The 21,987-nt window shown below is 32.7% G+C and carries 17 protein-coding genes and 1 pseudogene; 14 read left to right on the top strand and 4 right to left on the bottom strand.

Features of this window, described 5'->3' with window-relative positions:
• The first annotated feature begins 353 nt into the window (after positions 1-353).
• Positions 354-536, top strand: a pseudogene (locus tag ACF91D_RS17345) (hypothetical protein).
• Between the two features lie 260 nt (positions 537-796).
• On the opposite strand, the gene aldA reads toward ACF91D_RS17345, so the two are convergent.
• Positions 797-2,224 (bottom strand): aldehyde dehydrogenase, encoded by a 1,428-nt coding sequence (gene aldA / locus ACF91D_RS17340; protein WP_182475616.1) that lies wholly within the window; start codon positions 2,222-2,224, stop codon positions 797-799.
• Positions 2,225-2,452: 228 nt separating this feature from the next.
• Here aldA and ACF91D_RS17335 point away from each other — a divergent pair, with 228 nt between their 5' ends.
• The 5 genes from ACF91D_RS17335 to ACF91D_RS17315 all read left to right on the top strand — a co-directional run bounded on the left by ACF91D_RS17335 (position 2,453) and on the right by ACF91D_RS17315 (position 6,210).
• The gene (locus tag ACF91D_RS17335; RefSeq protein WP_042740297.1) at positions 2,453-2,887 is read left to right on the top strand and encodes a MarR family winged helix-turn-helix transcriptional regulator; all 435 of its coding nucleotides are present in this window, start codon (positions 2,453-2,455) and stop codon (positions 2,885-2,887) included.
• 65 nt (positions 2,888-2,952) lie between these two features.
• The gene (gene mhqE / locus ACF91D_RS17330) at positions 2,953-3,909 is read left to right on the top strand and encodes a ring-cleaving dioxygenase MhqE (RefSeq protein WP_107589215.1); all 957 of its coding nucleotides are present in this window, start codon (positions 2,953-2,955) and stop codon (positions 3,907-3,909) included.
• Between the two features lie 32 nt (positions 3,910-3,941).
• On the top strand, positions 3,942-4,838 hold the full coding sequence (locus ACF91D_RS17325) for a VOC family protein (RefSeq protein ID WP_107527580.1): 897 nt from the start codon (positions 3,942-3,944) through the stop codon (positions 4,836-4,838).
• A gap of 47 nt (positions 4,839-4,885) precedes the next feature.
• Positions 4,886-5,482: a methylhydroquinone degradation carboxylesterase MhqD gene (mhqD, locus tag ACF91D_RS17320; RefSeq protein ID WP_107527581.1), complete on the top strand. Its 597-nt coding sequence runs from the start codon at positions 4,886-4,888 to the stop codon at positions 5,480-5,482.
• Between the two features lie 170 nt (positions 5,483-5,652).
• Positions 5,653-6,210, top strand: coding sequence for a cysteine hydrolase family protein (locus ACF91D_RS17315; protein ID WP_107527582.1), 558 nt, complete (start codon positions 5,653-5,655; stop codon positions 6,208-6,210).
• Between the two features lie 110 nt (positions 6,211-6,320).
• Here the strand turns inward: ACF91D_RS17315 and ACF91D_RS17310 are convergent, their stop codons facing one another.
• A complete protein-coding gene (locus tag ACF91D_RS17310) occupies positions 6,321-7,736 on the bottom strand; it encodes an anion permease (protein ID WP_107527583.1) in 1,416 nt (471 codons plus the stop codon).
• 564 nt (positions 7,737-8,300) lie between these two features.
• On the opposite strand from ACF91D_RS17310, the gene ACF91D_RS17305 reads away from it, so the two are divergent.
• Positions 8,301-10,076, top strand: coding sequence for a cation:proton antiporter (locus tag ACF91D_RS17305; protein WP_182475102.1), 1,776 nt, complete (start codon positions 8,301-8,303; stop codon positions 10,074-10,076).
• Positions 10,077-10,475: 399 nt separating this feature from the next.
• Here ACF91D_RS17305 and ACF91D_RS17300 read toward each other — a convergent pair whose 3' ends face one another.
• On the bottom strand, positions 10,476-12,428 hold the full coding sequence (locus ACF91D_RS17300; RefSeq protein WP_107527161.1) for a fructose-1,6-bisphosphatase: 1,953 nt from the start codon (positions 12,426-12,428) through the stop codon (positions 10,476-10,478).
• A gap of 1,479 nt (positions 12,429-13,907) precedes the next feature.
• Positions 13,908-14,516, bottom strand: coding sequence for an undecaprenyl phosphate transporter UptA (gene uptA, locus ACF91D_RS17295; RefSeq protein ID WP_042740289.1), 609 nt, complete (start codon positions 14,514-14,516; stop codon positions 13,908-13,910).
• A gap of 254 nt (positions 14,517-14,770) precedes the next feature.
• On the opposite strand from uptA, the gene ACF91D_RS17290 reads away from it, so the two are divergent.
• The 7 genes from ACF91D_RS17290 (at position 14,771) to ACF91D_RS17260 (ending at position 21,919) form a co-directional block, all read left to right on the top strand.
• Positions 14,771-16,048, top strand: coding sequence for a pyruvate MFS transporter (locus tag ACF91D_RS17290; protein ID WP_107589219.1), 1,278 nt, complete (start codon positions 14,771-14,773; stop codon positions 16,046-16,048).
• A 63-nt stretch (positions 16,049-16,111) separates the two neighbouring features.
• On the top strand, positions 16,112-16,399 hold the full coding sequence (locus ACF91D_RS17285) for a putative quinol monooxygenase (protein ID WP_107512941.1): 288 nt from the start codon (positions 16,112-16,114) through the stop codon (positions 16,397-16,399).
• Between the two features lie 155 nt (positions 16,400-16,554).
• The gene (gene budA / locus ACF91D_RS17280; RefSeq protein WP_119624443.1) at positions 16,555-17,253 is read left to right on the top strand and encodes an acetolactate decarboxylase; all 699 of its coding nucleotides are present in this window, start codon (positions 16,555-16,557) and stop codon (positions 17,251-17,253) included.
• A gap of 348 nt (positions 17,254-17,601) precedes the next feature.
• A complete protein-coding gene (locus ACF91D_RS17275) occupies positions 17,602-19,533 on the top strand; it encodes an FUSC family protein (RefSeq protein WP_107527164.1) in 1,932 nt (643 codons plus the stop codon).
• 266 nt (positions 19,534-19,799) lie between these two features.
• A complete protein-coding gene (locus ACF91D_RS17270; protein ID WP_107589222.1) occupies positions 19,800-20,213 on the top strand; it encodes a DUF2188 domain-containing protein in 414 nt (137 codons plus the stop codon).
• Positions 20,214-20,383: 170 nt separating this feature from the next.
• Positions 20,384-21,079, top strand: a complete 696-nt coding sequence (locus ACF91D_RS17265; protein ID WP_107527166.1) for a GTP pyrophosphokinase — start codon at positions 20,384-20,386, stop codon at positions 21,077-21,079.
• A gap of 132 nt (positions 21,080-21,211) precedes the next feature.
• Positions 21,212-21,919, top strand: coding sequence for a MerR family transcriptional regulator (locus tag ACF91D_RS17260; protein WP_107527167.1), 708 nt, complete (start codon positions 21,212-21,214; stop codon positions 21,917-21,919).
• The last annotated feature ends 68 nt before the right edge of the window (positions 21,920-21,987 follow it).

Raw genomic sequence — 21,987 nt, 5'->3', positions numbered from 1 at the left:
GAAGAAAATTGCTCCAGAATCGTTCTCTGGTGATACGAAAAATAAACAAGTAAGTTATAAAAAGACTAAGAAAGCTTTGAAAAAAGCAGGATTGAAACAAGTGACAAAAGATTAAATTTTTAAGTAGCATCTAGAACATAAATTCCAAATAAAGCACTCAGATGAATTTAATTTATCTGAGTGCTATTTTTTTATATTACGTATTGTTGGCTCGCTTTCCTAAGGGACAGCTTCAGCCTGTAGTCTTCAGCTTGTCCTGTTCCCTTAGGAGTCTCGCCAAAATACAGCTTAAGGCAATAGTGTTTTACATTAAGATGTAAATGTTAAGTTTTAATAGGAATGTGAATCATGAAATACACATTTTCTTATCTAATGCTTATGTTCAATATGATATATTATAGGCTCGCTTTCCTAGGGGCCAGCTTCAGCCTGTAGTCTTCAGCTTGTCCTGTTCCCACAGGAGTCTCGCCAAAATACTGCTTAAGGCGATAGTATTTTACATTAAGATGCAAATGTTAAGTTTAATAGGAATGTGAATCATGAAATACACATTTTCTTATCTACTGCTTATGTTCAATATGATATATTATAGGCTCGCTTTCCTAGGGGCCAGCTTCAGCCTGTAGTCTTCAGCCCGTCTTGTTCCCTCAGGAGTCTCGCCAAAATACTGCTTAAGGCAATAGTGTTTTACATTAAGATACCTTAAAAAAGGCAATTTCTATATTATTTCAATAGAAATTGCCTTTTGTTTATCTAAGCACGTGGTACCCTAAATATTTTGGTAATTTATCACATTTTAATCATATCTAATATAGGATACGGTTGTATTATAGTATTCTTCGAAACCATGGATACCATCTGCGCCACCTAAACCAGATTCTCGCCAACCAGCATGATAACCATTGACGACTTCCTCTGCTTCGCAATTGGCATAAACTTCTCCAAATTTTAATGTTTCAGTTGCTTGCATAATTTGTTTTAAGTTTTCGGAGAAAATATAAGAAGATAGGCCAGCATTCGTATTATTAGCTTCTGCTATAGCTTCATCGAAGTCTTCGTATTCGATAACAGGTATTACTGGGCCAAATATTTCTTCTTTAAATGCCTCATCTGTTGTTTGAATATGATCTAAAATTGTTGGCTCATAAAAATAACCTGCGCTGTCTATTTTCTTACCGCCAGTTACTAAAGTAGCGCCATTTTTAACTGCATTTTGAACTTTATCATCAATACTATCTAGCTGACGTTGATTAATAATTGAGCCATAGTCCGTATTATCATCAAATGGATCGCCGACTGTGAGTTGTTCCATTTTAGATTTAAGTTGTGCGATGAATGCATCGTGTATTGATTTATGGACAAATACACGTTCCGGACAAGTACATACTTGTCCAGCATTATTGATTCTTGCTGTCACAATGTAATCTACAGCTTTATCTATATCAGCATGTTCAGTAACGAGTACAGGTGCATTACCACCAAGTTCTAAGTTAACTTTCTTAACTGTATTGGCACTTTCTGCATAAACAGATTTACCAGCTTTCATACTGCCTGTAAGAGAAATAAGTTGGATATCAGGATGTTGTGCTAACTGTGTTCCTACAGTATTACCAGTGCCTGGAACAATTTGGATAAGTCCTGCAGGAATTGTAGAATCACGTAATAATTCAGCAATTTTCAATGTAATTAGTGTAGTTTCTTCACTTGGTTTAATTACAGCGGAACAACCTGTAATAACAGCTGGAATAATTTTTCGCATCAATACTAATATAGGTGCATTCCAAGGTACGATACCTGCTGTTACACCGATAGGTTTTTTCGTTAGTAGAATAGTTTCATTTTCTCTACTATTTTGTAGCACTTCGCCCTTATTTGAAAAGCTTAAGCTCGTCATATAGTCAATAAAGTGTATCGCCTTGTCTATTTCACCTTTTGCGGAAGCTAACGTCTTACCTTGTTCTTTTACATATAATTCTGCCAATGTGTCTTTATGTTCTTCTAATAATGGTATTAATAGCTTAACATGTTCAGCACGTTTAGGTTGAGGTACTTTTTCCCATTCTAATTGTGCCTGTTTAGATTTTTCTATGGCATCGTTAACTTCTGATTGAGTGGCAAAAGTGATTGTATCTATTTTTTCACCTGTTGCCGGATTAATAACGTCCATTGTGTCTTGTGATTGACTTTCTATAAATTCATTATTTACGAATAATTTATTCAATATTGACACCTCCACACTCTAGTTCTACCACTTATTACAGTCATGAAAACGAAAGAATTAATTTTCATAATAGTTACAATATTTAATTTGAAGTATAAGTATTAGTGGGAAATGCTTTTATAGAGCGCTTTTTAATCATAAGTATATTTTTTATACTCAAACTGTTGACTTCTAAAAACGTCGGCGTTATAATTATCTCGAAATCGAAATAAATTGAAAGTTGGTGATGTGATGGAACGAACGACAGAGTCATTGAATGCATTTATTGGATTGAATAGAACGACTGACCATTTAGAACAAATTGTTAGAGCAGATGTACAGCGTTATGGTTTGAATGTAACTGAATTTGCAGTGTTAGAACTCCTATATAGTAAAGGTGAACAACCTATTCAGAAAATTGGTAAACGCGTACTTATTGCTAGTAGCAGTATCACTTATGTAGTAGATAAACTCGTTGAGAAAGGCTGCGTCGAAAGAAGAAGAGATGAGCAAGATAAACGTGTAACTAAAGCAGTATTAACCAAACAAGGTCATGAAATGATGGAACGAATTTTTCCTGAACATGCAGCAACAATAAACTCAACTTTTGCAGTGTTAACAGACGAAGAATTAGCAATATTACAGCAAGCATTAAAGAAATTAAGTGCTCAACCTACAGAGGTTTAATGCACTTAATATTTTTAAATAAAATTACTTCGAAATCGAGATAAATTTAAGGAGCGTGTTTGATTATGACAAACAATCAATTATTAGGAATTCACCATGTTACAGCGATTACAGATGATGCTGAAAGAAACTATAAATTTTTCACTGATGTGTTAGGTATGAGACTTGTTAAAAAAACAGTGAACCAAGATGATATATATACGTATCATACATTCTTTGCAGATGATGAAGGTTCACCTGGAACAGATATGACATTTTTTGATTTTCCAAATATTCCAAAAGGTAAATCTGGCACTAATTCAATTACCAAACCTTCATTCAGAGTACCGAATGATGCAGCATTAAGTTATTATGAACAACGATTCAATGACTTTGGTGTGAAACATGATGGTATACAAACATTATTTGGTAAACAGGTTCTTCCTTTTGAAGAGTCAGATGGTCAACATTATCAACTCGTATCAGATGAACTTAACAGTGGTGTAGCACCAGGTAAACCATGGCAAAATGGACCAGTTCCAACTGATAAAGCCATTTATGGATTAGGACCTATCGAAATTACTGTCAGTTACTTTGAAGACTTTAAGAAAATATTAGAACAAATCTATGGTATGAAAACGATTGTGGAAGAACAAAACGTTGCACTTTTAGAAGTTGGAGCTGGAGGTAATGGTGGTCAAGTTATCTTGAGAAAAGACACATCAAGTAATGAAGCAGTGCAAGGTTACGGAGAAGTCCACCATGTATCATTTAGATTGAAAGACCATGAAGCTATAGCACAATGGGAAGAAAAATATAAAGAAGTTGGAATTGGTAATTCAGGATTAGTAGATCGATTTTACTTTGAAGCACTTTATGCACGTATTGGTCACATCTTGATTGAAGTGTCTACTGATGGTCCTGGATTTATGGGTGATGAACCGTATGAAACATTAGGTGAAAGTCTATCATTACCACCATTTTTAGAAAACCAACGTGATTATATTGAATCAGAAATTAGACCATTCAATACGAAACGCTAATAAATAAGGACATGTCAAAAGGAGTGAATGTTATGGAAGCAATACAACACATTCATCATATTTCAGCAATCGTAGGAAATCCAGAAGAAAATATTGCATTTTACAGAGATATTTTAAATTTAAAACTTATTAAAAAAACTGTGAATTTTGATGATCCAGGCACTTATCATCTGTATTTTTCAAATAATAATGTAGATAACGGTACGATATTAACATTTTTTAATTGGCCAAACGAACATGTGGGACGTACTGGTACTGGACAAGTTGGTACTATTGCTTTCAGAATACCTAAAGGAACGTTAGAGGTATGGAAACGACACTTAATGGACAAAAATATCACAGTTGCGGTTACCACATTATTTGGACAGTCAACGTTACAATTCAATGATGTACATGGTTTATCACTCGCACTTGTTGAGGATGACCAAGCATCGACTGATCGTGACATTATAGGGTTTCATGGTGTGACGATGTTAACTGAAAATCCAGAAGCTACACTTTCAACTTTAGTAGAAGATATGGGACTAGAGCAAATTGGTGAAGATGCATCGTATATTCACTTAGCTACTGTAGGTGATTGGCGTCATCATGTCATGATTAAAAAAGAAGGTCCAGCAAATCGTGTGCGCTTTGGAGTGGGCGTTGTGCATCACATCGCATGGTCTGTACCTGATAATAAAGCACATAGTGCATGGCAAGCAAAAATGATTGGCAAAGGCTATCATGTTACTGAAGTGAAAGATCGCAATTACTTTAAAGCAATATATATGCGTGAACGAGGTGGTATTATATTTGAATTTGCAACTGTAGGTCCAGGATTTACAATTGATGAACCATTTGACAAATTGGGTGAGCAATTAATGTTTCCACCACAATATGAAGATCATAAGGAAGCATTGTTACAACAATTACCGCCAATTCGAATTTAATTATGCAGTTTAAAGAATAAGCACAAATAGAAGGGAAGAGGATTTGTATGGAACACATTTTTAAACAAGGAAAGCCTGAAGCACCTACGTTTATTTTATTACATGGCACAGGTGGAGATGAAAATGATTTAATGCCTTTAGCTGCAGCACTAAATGCGGATTATAATGTATTGAGTATTCGTGGTGAAGTTTCTGAAAATGGTATGAATCGTTTCTTTAAACGTCATGGAGAAGGACAATATGACATAGAAGATTTAAAATATAGAACTACAAGATTGGCAGCATTTATTAAAGAAGCGGCTGAAAAATATGGCTTTGATGTGGAACAATCAATTCCGGTGGGCTTTTCAAATGGTTCGAATATTGCTATTAGCATGATACTAAATGAGTCTATAACGTTTAATGCGGCATTGTTATATGCACCATTATATCCATTAAATATAACTGAAGATAAGGATTTAAGTCATATGAAGGTGCTACTTTCAATGGGTGAAAGAGATCCAATTGTGACAATGGATGCTAGCAAACATGTTATAGAATTATTTAAGCAAACTGGGGCAAACATCACCGAAGTATGGGTGAATAGTCATGAATTAACTCAAGCGGGTGTTATAGCTGGTCAGAAAGTAATAATGAATAGTTAAGTAAAAAAAGAAGTTGCATAAACATCACCTGATACAGTAGGTATGATGTTTGTGCAATTTTTTTGTAAATATTTAATAACAAGTGATAAATTCGAAATTTCGTAATTCAGTACAAAGTTGGCTATAATTTAAACTAGAGTAATGATGTTTGAATTAAAGGAGTACTGAATATGACAAAAAATAGTGCATTAATTGTAATGGATATGCAAAATGGTATTGTTAATGGGATAGCGGACAATGCAGGAGTAATTAGAGCTAATCAACAAGCGATAGCTGATGCGCGAACACAACATATACCTGTTATTTTCGTTAGAGTCGCTTTTACAGGTGATTATTTAGAAGTTTCTGAGAATAATAAGATGTTTTCACAATATAAAGCAAGTGGACAATCGATGTCGAAAGAAGCTACGTCCACACAAATAATTGATGACTTACATGTAGAAGATACGGATCCTGTAGTTGTGAAACATCGATTAAGTGCATTTACCGGAAGTAATTTAGAAGTGTTACTTCGTGGTATGAATATAAACCACATTGTATTGACTGGAGTTAGTACGAGTGGGGTTGTCTTATCTACAGCGGTAGAGGCAGCAGATAAGGATTTCCAAATTACGATATTAGCAGATGCTGTAACTGATAATGATCAATACAAGCATCAGTTTTTAATGGATAACATATTAACAAGATATGCAACAATAGATCATACGACAGAATGGTTGAATAAATGATAAATAAAACCCAGTCAATGAACGTTTCAAAAGTTCATTGACTGGGTTTTTTGTTGTTGTCTTTATGACTTTGAGTTGTTTACAAGGTTAGATTGATTTGAGTCCACACGTTACATTAAGCCTATAATTTTCATCCATAATGAACCTATACCAAGCCAAACGATGAAATAGAAAATGGCTAGAATGGCGTTCATTGTCCACCAACGATTTTGAGTGACGTAGCCAGCTGAATATAAAATAGGAGCTGGACCACTACTATAATGTGTTGTTGAAGCCATTAAGTTACCAAAGAAACCTAGCATCAATGCACTATAAAGTGGTGGCGCACCAGTTGCAATTGCTACACCAAGTAAAGCAGAATACATTGCGCTTACATGTGCAGTCGAACTTGCAAATAAGTAATGTGAGTAGAAGTAGAATAATACTAAGATAATAAGTACGATTGGCCAACTTAAGCCACCTAAACTACCTGAAATAGATTTACTTAACCATGGAATAAAGCCAAGTTCGTTTAATTGATTAGCCATCATAACGAGTATTGAGAACCATACTAAAGTATTCCAAGCACCCGTTTCATTCAAGATATCGGACCACGCTAATACACCTGTTATTAATAATAAAGATAATGCAATAAATGCAGTAAGCGTTGCATCGATATGAATTACGCTACCTAATATCCATAAGATTAATGCAATCAAGAAGATACCGATCATGAATTTTTCACTCTTACTCATAACACCCATTTCATCTAATTCATTTTGAGCCCATGATTTAGCATTTGGTGTTTCTTTGATTTCTGGTGGATATAATTTATAAATTATAAGTGGAACAAGCACTAATGAAAGAATCCCTGGAACCAGCGCAGCTAAGAACCAGCTCATCCATGAAATTGTTACACCTTGGTGTTTGGCAAGTGACTGTGCTAGTGGGTTACCAGCCATTGCAGTTAAGAACATTGCTGCAGTAATCAAATTACCATGAAATTCTGTGAATATTAAGAATGAACCCATTTTACGTTGTGTACCGTCTTCAGGCTTAGAGCCAAAAGAACGAGATAAAGCATTGATAATAGGGAACATGATACCGCCTGCTCTAGCAGTATTACTAGGTGTTGCGGGTGCTAAAATTAAATCCACACCAATTAAAGCATAACCTAAGCCTAATGTTTTCTTACCAAATAATTTAACAAATTGTAAGGCGATACGGCGACCTAAGCCTGTTTTAACAAAACCTCTAGAGATAAAAAAGGCCATAGCGATAAGCCAAATACTACTGTTACCAAAACCAGCTACAGCAGTATCGATTTTTACTGTACCGGTCAACACGGTTAGTGAAAAACCGATTATTGCTACTGCACCAATTGGTAAAGGCTGAGTGATACAACCGATAATGGTAGCGACGAATATCGCAAACATATGCCAAGCTGTTGCATCAACACCATCTGGTCTAAAAGGGGTAATTAACCAAATGATTATGCCAACCAAGAGAGGTACGATAAATTTCTTGTAATTAATACTTTGATTCACAATGATTCACCTTTCTTTACTTTCTATATTTTAGGGAGTGAAAATTGAATTTAAGATTGAACCTATCCACTATCTTTGAAAGTGAAATTATGTATGATTCTGTGGCTATATAATTTCAATACTTCAATAGAGTCATCTCATTTCGAAAATAAATGTTGATTTAATAAAAAATTCATAATAATTATAGAATTATGAAACCCTATTGTAAAGGTCTAGAAAAATAGTTGTATACGTTATAATGTCAAAGCATAGAAGGGATACAATGATAGTATACAGTGTAATGTTCTCGCATTTAATTGTGACAATATTATTAAATTTAATACATCAATATAAAATTTAATATTCATTTAAATTTTAAATGAAAAAATAATGTTAGAAATCATTGATTGAATTTTTTTACTTTGGGTAGATAATGAAGGTTCTTTAAATGCGTCAATTGAAATTTTTTGGTAGGATATTTTCTTAATGCATTTTAGGGAGTAAAAGTAAAAATGCAGATGTGAAGATGTTTAACTTTATAAATAGAGAGAGGGAGTAAATGTGTCTTTATTAAATTTGCCATTAATGTTAGTGATTGTCATATTTTTAGCGTTGGGTATATTTAGTCAATGGTTTGCCTCGCGAATTAAATGGCCATCTATTGTTGTAATGGCAATTGTAGGGTTATTGGTGGGGCCGATATTTGGCTTGATAAATCCACAAGAAAGTTTAGGAGAATCTGTGTTTAGCCCTTTGGTATCTTTAGCGGTTGCTATAATACTATTTGAAGGAAGTAGTAATTTAGATTTTAGAGAGCTCAAAGGGATATCGAAGGCAGTGATACGCATTATTACTATTGGTGCAATTATCGCTTGGGTATTGGGAGCCGTTGCATTGCATTATGTTATTGGTTTTTCATTGTCTATATCCCTAGTTTTAGGAGGACTGTTTTTAATTACAGGTCCTACAGTGATTCAGCCACTATTAAAACAAGCGAAGGTGCGTAAAAGTGTAGATTCAATATTAAGATGGGAAAGTATTATCTTAGACCCTATAGGTCCTATGTTAGCATTAGGAGCTTTCTATATCTTTGAAATTATGGAACAAGGTTTCAATTTACCTATTTTATTCAGTTTTATATTTAGATTAGGTGTAGCGATAATTATTGGATTTGCTGCATCATATCTATTTATGTGGTTAATTAAACGAGATTTAATACCACAAAATTTAATGCCACCTATACAGTTGGTATTCATTTTACTTATATTTGCGATATGTGATGAATTTTTACCAGAATCTGGATTACTTGCAGTTACAATATTTGGTTTGATGATGGCTCGAATGAAACGTCATGATTTAATATTTAAGGAATCAGATCATTTTATAGAAAATACATCATCCATAATGATATCTACGGTATTTATTTTAATTACATCATCATTAACGCTAGATGTCTTGAAAAATGTAATATCATGGCAGCTCTTTGTATTTTGTGCAATTATGATTATTCTAGTTAGACCTATTTCGGTTTTACTGGCAACAATTAATACAGAAATTTCAAAGCGTGAACGAGCGATGGTGTCAATGATGGCTCCAAGAGGTATTGTAGTATTAACTGTAGCTCAATTCTTCGCAGGTTTATTTGTTGAAAAAAATACACCTATGGCTGAATATATCACGCCTGTGACCTTTGGACTAGTATTTGTTACAGTGGTGATTTATGGATTTAGTTTCTTGCCATTAAGTAAAGTAATGAATTTATCAAGTACTGAACCACCTGGTGTAATCATCGTTGGTGAGAGTGAATTTTCATTCCATTTAGGTGCGAAATTACGGGAACATAATATACCAGTGATGACGTTTAATTTATTTGATAATACATCAAAACGTGCAAAAGATTTAGATTTTGAAGTATTTGAAGGGAATTTATTATCAAGTGGCGACCGTATTTATGCAGATATGACAAGGTATAATAAATGTATACTAATGACACAGTCTTTTGTCTTTAATAGTTTAGCATTTAATGAGTTAGTACCAGAGTTTGGATTGAATAATGTAGATATAATGCCAGTGTCATTCAGTGATGAACATGCAAGAACGAATTTAGATGGACCAATTCGCAATCATATTTTGTTCGATTGGAACTTTACTGCACATTGGTTTAATCGATTTATAACGCAGCATAATATTTTAGAACTACCTATCGAACAGAAAGATCAACTAACGGAAAATGATATGATTCTTTATCATATTAGCACTAACAAAGTAGTTACGTTTAAACGTATTAACAATAAACTATTAGAGCATGAAAGTGGTACGATTGGTTATTTAAAGGATGCATATTTACATCAAAATATTTAAATAAAATACTCTAGTTCGCTTGAATTTGAAAGAAACGATAGCGATTAAGGTTTGAATACTATAAATTAAGCCAGTAAATGATTATGTACATTCTCATTTGCTGGCTTAATTATATGTCGGAACGTTTTCTTAGGAGCTAACACCTGAAAATTGATCTTCGAAACGTGTATTACTTTCACAGGAATCTTGTTCAACGCATATCACATTTTAGTTATCTACAGTTTTACAATGTCATACTGCAAAAATAAGACACCTTCGATTACTTTAGTTTCTAAGGCTAAACTAAAATAATAAGGCGTCTTATGTATAAAATGATTAGTTAGCTCTCTTTAAAAAACTGTACTTATAAATGAGTTGTTTAATAAAGATGAGATGATGATTAGATAATTTATTCATTGTTTATTGGACGAAGCGGTCGTGCATAAGTTCTTTTAAAATATTTATTTTTTCTTGTATTTCTTCACCGGTATTAGTGTCACGAATCTTTTTACGTTTTAGTTCTTTATCGACTACACGGCGAATTGATAATTCGTCTGCACCATTTAATAACACATGTTTCTTTGAATTAAAATGTTGATGTGCAACAAGTTGCATACCAAATGAATTATAAAGTAATGTGTAACCTGCAATGCCAGTTGTAGATTGATAAGCTTTAGAAAAGCCGCCATCAATAACAATCATCTTACCATCAGCTTTGATAGGATTTTCACCATCGATTTCCTTTACTGGCGTGTGACCATTAATGATATGGCCTTGCTCTGGATCTAGCCCAAAGTTTTTAAGCATCTTTTTACACATATCCACATCTTCACGTAGATGATAGTAAGGATTTTTTGTTTCTTTATGTGCTGATTTATCCGCAATAAAGTAACGTTCAAATGTAGTCATCGCTCGTTTACCGAATAGTGATGAATATTTTCCTGTCCATAGATACCACACAAGATCTGTTGCTAAATCATCTTGAATATCTTTGTGATCAAAGCTTTGTCTAACATATGCTTCAAAGTGATCTAACAATTCTCTACCGTAATATTTCACACCGTCAATCGTCATTGATTCCATCTCACCATGTTCATCAACAGGAATACAACCATGAATGAGTAGATTACCATTATAAGGTAAATATAATGTGCCTTTTTGCATTAAGAATGTCATATGGCGTTTTAGCTTTTCGGATTGTTGTACGGATAATAGTAACTTGTCCATCACTTCTATTTCTTCGTCGATAAGTTGATTTGGATTTTCAGGATCAATAGTTTGGAAGCATGTGTGTTCTAATGGATATGTTTTGCCATAGAGTGTTGCTTCGTTTTTATCGTAATCAATACTTTCAAGCACTAAGCGTTCTTCCATCTCAAAGTTTGGTCTTCTCTTAATAATAGGTGCCTCTAATTTAAATTGAATAATGGCAATTGCTTGATGGATTTTTGTGATTTGCTCTAATTCTCTGTCTGATAAACCTTCAGAATTTTTAGGTTTAAAGGCTTTGTTCGTACCATCATAATATTTCTCAGCCAATGTTAGTAAAGGTCGTAAGTTAATTCCATAGGCATCTTCAATAATGTCTAAATTGTCATAACGTGCACATATACGCAATAAATTGGCTAGGCAGACTTTAGATCCAGCATATGCACCAATCCATAATACATCATGGTTTCCCCATTGAATATCGACTGAAGGGTAGTTAATGAGTGTTTCCATGATTTTATCTGGATCTGGACCACGATCATAAATATCTCCTACGACATGCAAATGGTTTACGACAAGATGTTGTACAGTGAATGATAAGCCAATAATTAAATCATCTGATTGTTCTAAATCAATGATTTGGTTTATCAATTTATCATAATATGATTTCTTGTTGTTATATTTATTGCTCTTATATAATAATTCTTCAATAATAAATACATAATTTTTAGGTAATGATTTACGTAACTTTGTACGTGTGTATTTAGATGAAGCATATGTGATTAATTTGATTAGACGATTAATCGTAGTGATATACCATTCATTTAATTCTGATTTAGAATTAAAGCTATTTTTAATTAGGTTCAACTTTTCCTCAGGGTAATAAACGAGAGCAGCAAATTCATTAATTTCTTTACGTGTCAATGTATCTTGGAAGATGTCATTAATTTTTGATCTAACATTGCCTGAACCGTTTCGGAGAACGTGTTGGAATGATTGGAATTCACCGTGTAAATCACTGACAAAGTGTTCAGTGCCTTTAGGTAATTCTAATATAGATTCTAAATTTATAATTTCTGTAGCTAATTCTTCTTTATTGTTAAATTGTTCTGCAAGTAAATCTAAATATCTGCTCTTTACGCTTTTATCTGTTGTTCTTGGCATTATTAGTGTCACTCCAGTTGATTTATTTTCATTAAAAACACTACTGCAAGCGTTTTCTTTATTTGTAGTATATTGTAGCATTAAATGAGCTATCTGTGTCTAGTTCATATTATATTATGAAAGTAGGATAAATTCTAAAATATGAATTGGGAAATGTGTTTTTTAGAAAAGGCTAATGATTATTGTGAAAATGGTCGTATTATCAAGATAATCTGCGTTTTATAACTCTTATGTTACTCAAATATAAAAAATTGGCTATTTTGTATAAAGGTATTGCGAAATATATTATTTATACCGATGTAATTAGTGTTCGAATAGCTTTTAAGTGTATAATTACATTAATTGTTTTTACGTCTTTGAATGCCTTTGTTACGGCTTTTAAGGTACTAATTTGAAAAAAACAGGAGAATTTTTACAAAAAAATGTCTTAGAGTACTTTAAAAATTCTAATAATTTTGTATAATAAATGCATGTAACAAAATTATAAGGGAGTTATTTTTTCTGTTTACATTTGGGGTGACATATACTGATTAAATTATAATGTAGTGGAGTGGACTTATTACTTAATTTTTTCAGTAGTAGTTTTAAATCATACTTTCCTTAGAAATATAGTGTGATGCAATGTGTCAATTAAATAAGGGGTTATTGGGCGCATACATTTCATTATATATTTATTGTTACTATGATTTAATTAGGTGGTTTTACTATATACATAGTAGTTAACGTTAGTATCATCATACTATCATGTATGAATTATTGTGAAGGTTATTTATATTCTTTGTGTAAGGGTTAGGCTTTATTACATTACCATATATTCCGGAGTCTCATGTCAGTGAAGGTTGTGTAATAGATTGTAACGAGACGTTTACGCATTGGGTTAATATAAAATGCACAATAAATATTAACGTTTAAATCACATTTTTTAGTGTCTTTTTATTTAGAAAGGATAAGTCACAGAGACATATAGTTTCAAGCTGTTGGTCGGTACAGTTTGATCTCATTCATATGTCAATTGAATATGGATATTATCATGTCTGTTGATTCAATTCTATACATTTATATTTGAATATGGTGTATAGATTTGACACACATTCGTCTTTAGTTGTTTTAGGCGACATTATAATTTAAAAGGGGTTAAATTATGATGAAAAGTGTAAGTCAAAGTTAATAATTGGTGCTGATTCACTATTATTAATTAAAAAGGGAGAAATAAATTGAACGGTTGAGGCTAACTTCAAAGGGGGAAGTTAGTCTTTTTTTAATGATACATTTGAGGGAACAATGTCAGTCAAAAGCTAAGGCTGAGATAGGTTCTAGACAAGTGAACTAATAATACGCATAGTATGAATAAAAATAGCACCCAGATAAATTCAATCATCTGAGTGCTATTTTTCTGGAATTGATGTTCCAAACACTTATTAATATGAAGAAGACTTCTCTTTACAAGTATTTAATTTTTCCAAAGATACTTACTTCTAATTATTTTACTCTGTCCTTTTTGAACAGACGAAATAGAACATAAATAATAGCTAGTGCAATAATGACATACATAATATAAGAATATGTATGTAAACCATTCATCAATGCATCCCAACTACCACTTAACATTTTTCCTAGAAAAATAAGTGCGAAGTTCCAAATTGTTGTACCAATTAATGACAATATCATAAAGATGATAACGTTCATTCTATTGATGCCGGCAGGAATAGTAATTAAAACACGTAAGACAGGAATAAAGCGACATATAAAAACTGCCAGCGTACCATATTTTTTGAACCAATCATTGGCACGTGCAACGTCTTTACCCTTTAATTTAATCCACTTGCCATATTTATCTACAAATCGATATAAGCGTTCTTCTGAGACAAGTCTACTAATGTAATATAATACGAGCAAACCGACTAAAGAAGAAATAGTTGAGATAATAAATAATGTTGGGATTGTTAGGTCTGATTTTACTGACATTAATCCAGCAAAGGTTAAAATAATTTCAGATGGTATAAAAGGTAAGATGTTTTCTAAAAGAATCAATATAGCTATGGCAACATAGCCCCAAGTACTAATAAAACTAGTTAATATTTGTTCCATAATAAAACATTAAACTCCTTTGATATTGAGCATCACAGATGTAATGAAATTTAAAAATCACATATTCTTATTATAATCTAAAATTAAAAACTATGCAGAAAAATATGGTAGTACTTTAGTATGAATTAACTAAGGATAAATATTAACAAATTTGTAAAAATTTTATTGTAAGCGATTACACATTGTGGTAATATCTAGAGAAACAATAGGTCATATGATGACTTGTAACTTTAGGGAGAAAGTGTGGAGAGTGTATGGAAGAGAAAAGATCAAACATAAGGTGGTACTTTGCAATAGCGTTCTTTATCATAGGTGTCATTGCTTATATGGACCGTTCAAATATATCTATTATTGCAGGTCCTATGATGGAAGACTTGCACATGAACAAGACTCAATTTGGTTTGTTAGCATCGTTCTTCTCATTAGGTTATGCATTAATGCAAGTGCCGTCAGGATTTTTAGCGGAAAAGTTTGGCTCTAAAAAAATGTTAACTATTGCATTAGTATGGTGGAGTGCATTTACAATTTTAACTGGTGTGGTTAAAAATCACGGTGTGTTATATGCAGTGCGTTTCTTATTTGGTGTAGGTGAAGCGCCAATGTATCCATCGAATGCCGTGTTCAATTCATTTTGGTTTTCTAAAGGAGAAAAAGGGCGCGCATCTAGTGTATTATTAGCTGGTTCATATTTTGGCCCTGTGATTGCTCCAGTTGTGACGATTGCCATCGTCAATATGTTCGGTTGGCAAGCAGTATTTTATATATTTGGTGCTGTGGGAATCTTAATCTCTATTTTATGGGTGATTATTGCCAAGGATTTACCAGAGCAACATAAAATGGTGAATGAGGCAGAGAAGCGCTTTATCGTTGAGAATCGAGACGTTATTAAGACTGAAAAGTCAAACGCACCATGGAAATTATTTTTTAAACGCTTTAGCTTTTATGCGATTGCAGCACAATATTTCGTTGTACAATTTGTCGTATCATTATTTTTAATTTGGTTGCCAACTTATTTATCAGAACAATATCATGTTAAGTTAAGTGATCCTGATATGGCTTGGGCAGCTGGTGCACCATGGATCGCTATGTTTATTTTGATTCTCTTTGGTGGTGCGATTTCAGATAAATTATTACAAAGTGGTAAGTCTCGTTTTGTTGCTAGGGCATCTATCGCGATTATTGGATTTATTATCTTTAGTATTTCTTTATTTATGTCGATACAAACAGATAGTCTAGTTGTTAATGTATTCTGGCTATCGTTATGTTTAGGTGGTATTGGTATAGCAACTGGCATGAGTTGGGCTGCAGCAACTGATTTAGGACGTAATTTCTCAGGATCAGTTTCTGGTTGGATGAATTTGTGGGGGAACATAGGTGCATTATTAAGTCCATTACTTGCAGGTATGATGGTTGATATTGTAGGTTGGACAATGACGCTTGAACTGGTTATCATCCCAGTGGTCTTTGCGATTATTATGTGGTTCTTTGTTTCTCCTGATAAACCACTGTTAATTGATAAAAAAGATTTATAAAGTTTGTAATCATTGCAATAGGGAAAGAATTGAGTATAATTGATTACCCTAGGAGGGAAAAATATGATTACAATTAATGCCATTATGAAAGTGAATCCAGCACAACGCGAAAATTACTTAGAGTTAGTTAAACCTTTAGTTGAGGGTGCGAATAACGAATCGGGGTCGTTATTTTATCAACATTTTGAACAAACAAATGAACCGAATACATTTGCTTTTATTGAACGATACGAAGATGAAGCGGCAGTAGAAGCACATAATAATTCTGCTCATTTCCAGCAGTTTTTCAAAGAAGTTAGTCAGTATTTAGTTGAAAAGCCTGAAATTAAAGTGTTACAAGATAAAGCATAATTGAGTGCGAGAGCCTAGACAACAGATAAAGTTGCTAGGCTTTTTTTTATTGCGATAAGCGCAATACTATTATAAATAAATTGAAAAGTGTATAATTTTAAGGTGAATTATATGTAATGTGATTAATTTTGGGTTGAATAAGGAGAGAATTTACTATGTTATATCAACACGGAACGTTAGGAACGTTAATGGCAGGGATATTAGACGGAACAGCAACTATCGATGAAATATTAAAAAAGGGTGATCTTGGTATAGGTACATTGACAGGTTGTGATGGCGAAGTCATCATTGTTAATGGCGTTGCATATCATGCTGATGCTTTAGGTGGATTTAGAAAATTGTCAGGGTCTGAGTGTACACCATATGCTACAGTAACACCTTTCGAGGCAGATTATTCCTATTTCGTTCCGCATATTACAGATGCTGATAGTTTGCTAGAAGATATTAAAGGAAAGGCTGCAAGTGAAAATATATTCTTTGCCGTGAAAATAACAGGTAAGTTTGAAACAATGCACGTGCGCATGATGCCTAAACAAGAAAAACCATACACCAAACTTAAATATTCGGCTGATAAACAACCTGAATTTGTATATGAGCAAATTAACGGAACTGTGGTAGGATTCTATACTCCAGAATTATTCCATGGGATTGCAGCAAGTGGATTCCATTTGCATTTTGTAGATGAAGACAAGGCAGTAGGTGGTCATATCTTGGACTTTGAACTTAATAGCGGCACAATAGAAATTAGTAATATTGAAACGCTTGAGCAACACTTTCCTGTCAACGACCAAGCTTTTTTAGAATCAGATATCGATCATTCTACAGTAGCTGAAGATATTAATGAAATTGAATAGTATAAATTAGAGCGAAGGATAGCTGTCGGTAAACGTATTATCGTGATTAGTCTAACTTACAATAGATTGAAAACAATATTGTACATTTCTTATAAGAACTAGAAGTATAACAAAAAAGTGATAAAATATAACGATAGCGTCTTTGACAAGCGCAAGACTGTTATTAGTAGTATGTAGAATTGCGTTGTACGCTAACTTAGCTTAACTGCTTATTTTAAATGTCGATGCGTCAACTGAATAATTAAAATTATGCTTTTAGTATATTGGTGAATGGTACATGTCTTTGTAGCCTTTATAATAAATGCTTTAGTAGTAGAACAATAACAAAAAAATAAAAAGGAGATGCTTATGTCAACATTGATTAAATATTTAAGATCCTTAATTAAAGTTAATACGATGAAAATCGATGTTGCAAAAGGGTTTAGGCAATGCATATTAATGCTTATTCCATTGTTTGTAGGCTATATCACCAATCATTTTTCAACTGGTTTGTTGATAGCTACAGGTACATTAGCGCATATTTATGTGTTTGGTGGACCAGCACAGGCAAAATTGCGAGTCGTATTATTCTCGACAGTCGGCCTATCTATAGCCATGATGTTAGGCACTTTAACAGTAAATCAACCACTCATATTCGGGGTGTTACTACTTATAATCACTGTGATACCATACTACATTTTTAGCTCATTAAACATACCAGGTCCTTCTTCAATATTCTTTATCGTGGCATTCAGTTTACCAATCAATTTACCTGTCGCACCAGAAGATGCATTATATAGAGGTTTATGCATGTTTATTGGTGGCATAATAGCAACTTTAATGGTGATATTAACAATCGCTATTTCCCGGGAAACAGCAGAAATGAAAGCGATAAAAAATGACTTTAATATGATAAAGCAATTAGTACATAACTTTGATAATCCAGACGCCTTTCAAAAGGCATCGCAATTTGCAGTTACAGCCTTTAGGAATTCGGACAATCAATTAATTACATCGAGTACCGCTAAATCTAAAGGTTCACCAAGGTTTCAACGTATATTATTGTTGCATAATACAGCGCAAGGTATCTTCTCAGAATTACTAGAATTAAATGAAAAAAATGTACGACCATTGCCTAATGTGATCAAAGAAATGGCTGATTTTATAATTAAATTAGTCTTTTCAAAAGGTATTGTTAGAAAGCAGTGGACAGAAAAAGTAGAGTTTGAAGCACAATACAAAAACTTAGTCGACAATATATTTAAAGTCGATGCAATAATTAATGCTGATAATGAACGTGTTGAACATGAAGTTGATTATAGAATGCCAATATATGGCCATCGTTTAATTAATAATTTAACCTTGGATTCATTTACATTCAGAAGTACCATTCGGTATACCGTGATTATGGCGATTTCAATCTTCATTGCACTCATGTTTGATTTTGATAAAGCTTATTGGATACCTCTCAGTACGCACACGATTTTATTAGGTTCAACTACATTACAAAGCTTTGAACGTGCTGGCGCTAGAGGTATTGGGACAATATTAGGTGTGCTAGTGTTATCACTCATACTATTATCAGTACCACCGATACCTGTGGCTATTATTTTACTTGCTGTAGCTGCTGGATTTACGGAAATGTTAGTTGGAGCTAATTATTCTATTGCTGTAATATTTATAACAATACAGGTTCTGTTATTAAATGGTTTAGCTTCGCAACATTTGTCGATACAAGTTGCATTCCCAAGAATTATTGATGTTATTGTAGGTATCGTCATTGCAGTTGTTTGCTTGTTATTTATAGGGAAAAAGACAGCCTCGTCCATGCTTCCAAATACATTGGCGGATGTAACACGTAATGAAGCAGTTGTATTTCATTATTTATTTTCATCTAACAAGTATGCCTCTGTTGAACATGAAAAGAATGAAATGTTAAAGCTAAGCGTAAAGTTAAATAATATGATTCAAGTTTATAATAGCGCAAACGGTGAATTGTTTAGTAATAAAAATGCAATTCAATACTATTATCCAAGTATATATGCGTTAGAAGAGATAAATTTTATATTTAGAAGAGCATTAAGTAATGAACAACGTTATCATATTTCAGATGAGACAATGGCACAATATTTACTGATATTCGAAAATATAGCCAAGCATTTTGAACGAGGCACTAATATCCAAGTTCAAGAAATTCCGATGTTACCCCAATATACTTATATTAAAAATGCTTTAGAGCACATACAAAGTAATTGTATTAATGCTAGAAAGAATGTTTCACTATTACATCCAACAAATTAAATAGACAGACATTAAAGAGGTCAATTCATGATTTATCATGGATTGATCCTTTTTAGTTTGGATTGCAACACGCAATATCTCATCATAACAAATTAAAGTATGTGAGGTATCTCAGACTGCCGTTTGTGTACGGTCATAGAGCGGGGTGTCTAAGATAACGTCGCTATATAGAATGATTATATAATTTAGACGTTATTTAAATACTGTTTAATAAATTAAGAAAAGAGGTAATTAATAAGAAAACTACAAGAGATAGGAGTTTTTTTATGCCTTGGACTATGGATGACTATCCTCAAAGTTGGAAGAATCTAGATAAACTAGAACGTAAAAAAGCAATTGATATCGGTAATGCAATGTTAAAAGATGGATATAAAGAAGATCGTGCTATTCCCATTGCAACGAAACAAGCAGAATCTTGGTATAAAGATGCGACAAAAGAAGAATTAGAAGAATTGCAAAATAAAAAAATTACGTTACATGATAAAGATGATTCAGCGAATCCGAATCTTAATAATCAAGATGTGCATGTGTATTTCGAGGAAGACGTATGGAAAATCAAATCAGAAGGTGCAAAGCAAGCATCTGATAGTTTTGATAAAAAGGAAGATGCTATGAAGCGTGCGCGTAATATTGCAGATAATAGGCAAACAGAAATAATTGAGCATAAAAAAGATGAATAATATGAATTTGTATTGTAAAATAATGTTTCATTTTACAAGATGATAAAGTAATGACATAAATATTTTAATAATATAAGTTAATTATATAAGTGAAATTTAGTAATTAAATAGTGGTCGTAATTAAAAAAGATGAGATGGTATTACGATTGTATTAAATGGAGGCACAATGCATGTATATGGAAAGAAAATCTTCACTAAATATTGAAGATTTGAAAGAAGATTTCAAAGAGAGTCTCGGACAATTTAATAACACTGACTCTGCCTTTGATATGTTAATTGGCTTTGTAGAGTTAGAACAATTATATTCATCTGCATTAAAAGAAATTAGTACCAAGTTGGATATTCTAGATGATCATTTTCAGCAATTATATAAACATAATCCAATCCATCATATGGAGCGTCGTGTGAAAGAGTTGCGGAGTTTGATTCAGAAGTTAAAGCGTAAGGAATGTGAGATATCATCAGAATCTGCGAAAGAATATATCCAAGATATAGCAGGTATTCGTGTTGTTTGTAACTATATTGATGATATATATGTTATTGAGTCACTATTGTTAAAACAAGATGATGTCAAGTTGATAAAAAGGAAAGACTATATACAAAATCCTAAAGATAATGGCTATCGCAGTTTGCATATTGTCGTTTCTGTTCCTGTGTTTTTAGCACATTCTTTAGAGACAGTACCTGTAGAAATTCAAATTAGAACGATTGGTATGGATATGTGGGCTAGTTTGGAACATAAAATACGCTATAAAAATGATACAAATACAGAAAAATATCGTTCAGTCTTAAAGCAGTGTGCAAATGACATCACTGCCGTAGAAGGTAAGATGCAGAACATTAGAACAGAAGTATTTGATGTCTAATCAAAATAAATAATTACGCATACTTGTAAGCAGTTAGTGAGTTAGATAATTTGAACTTGCTAACTTTTTTTATGAATCACTTGTTTATTACGTAGCGTTATATATTAGGATAATCAATAAGGAGGTTGTTATATGACGTTATATCAAACGGGTGACTTAGCAAAAATATGTAATGTTTCTGTTCGAACTATACAATATTATGATAATAAAGGTTTGTTAAATGCGAGTTCAAATAATGGAAGACGCTATTTTGATAAAAATAGTAAAGAAAAATTAGAAATGATACTCATACTTAAGTCCTTTGGATTTAAATTAAAAGATATTAAGTTGTTGTTTGATGAAAAGGTTGAACTTAATGTTATCAGAGCATTAATAAATGAAAAGCTAGTACAAGTTGAAGAAGAGATACACGAGTTAAAGACATTGGAGAGAGAGATGAAACAGTATCAAAAATATATTAGCGAAGGTAGCACAGAATCATACACTAAATTAATTGATACACATCAATATATAAAAGAAAATACGAAATATAGGAAATTGCCAATGGCATTTACTTCTAAATTAATTACCTTGTTTGTAGCTCAATATAGCTTTGTTATTTATAGTATGTATAAAAAAAGTTGGAAACCTATCTTATTTAATTTACCACCATTTTTCTTAATCACTACAGCATTTACATATAAATATTACAAAAGTGTAGAATATTTATGTCCAAATTGCCAGCAGAAATTTATTCCGGAATTTATAACATGGACATTAGCAAGGCATACGCCTAAGACTAGAGTACTTAAATGTCCAAACTGTTTTGAAACAAATGATTGTATAGCTATGAAAAAATAAAAAATTTATGGACCGAAATATCGAGTTTAATGACCGGTATTTCGGTCTTTTTAGTTTTAGCAACTCAT

It is taken from the genome of Staphylococcus sp. 231237_7MaSpsaltlick (assembly GCF_043107035.1).
The sequence above is the reverse complement of the archived record's forward strand: the minus strand, read 5'-3'. Positions and strand labels throughout refer to the sequence as shown.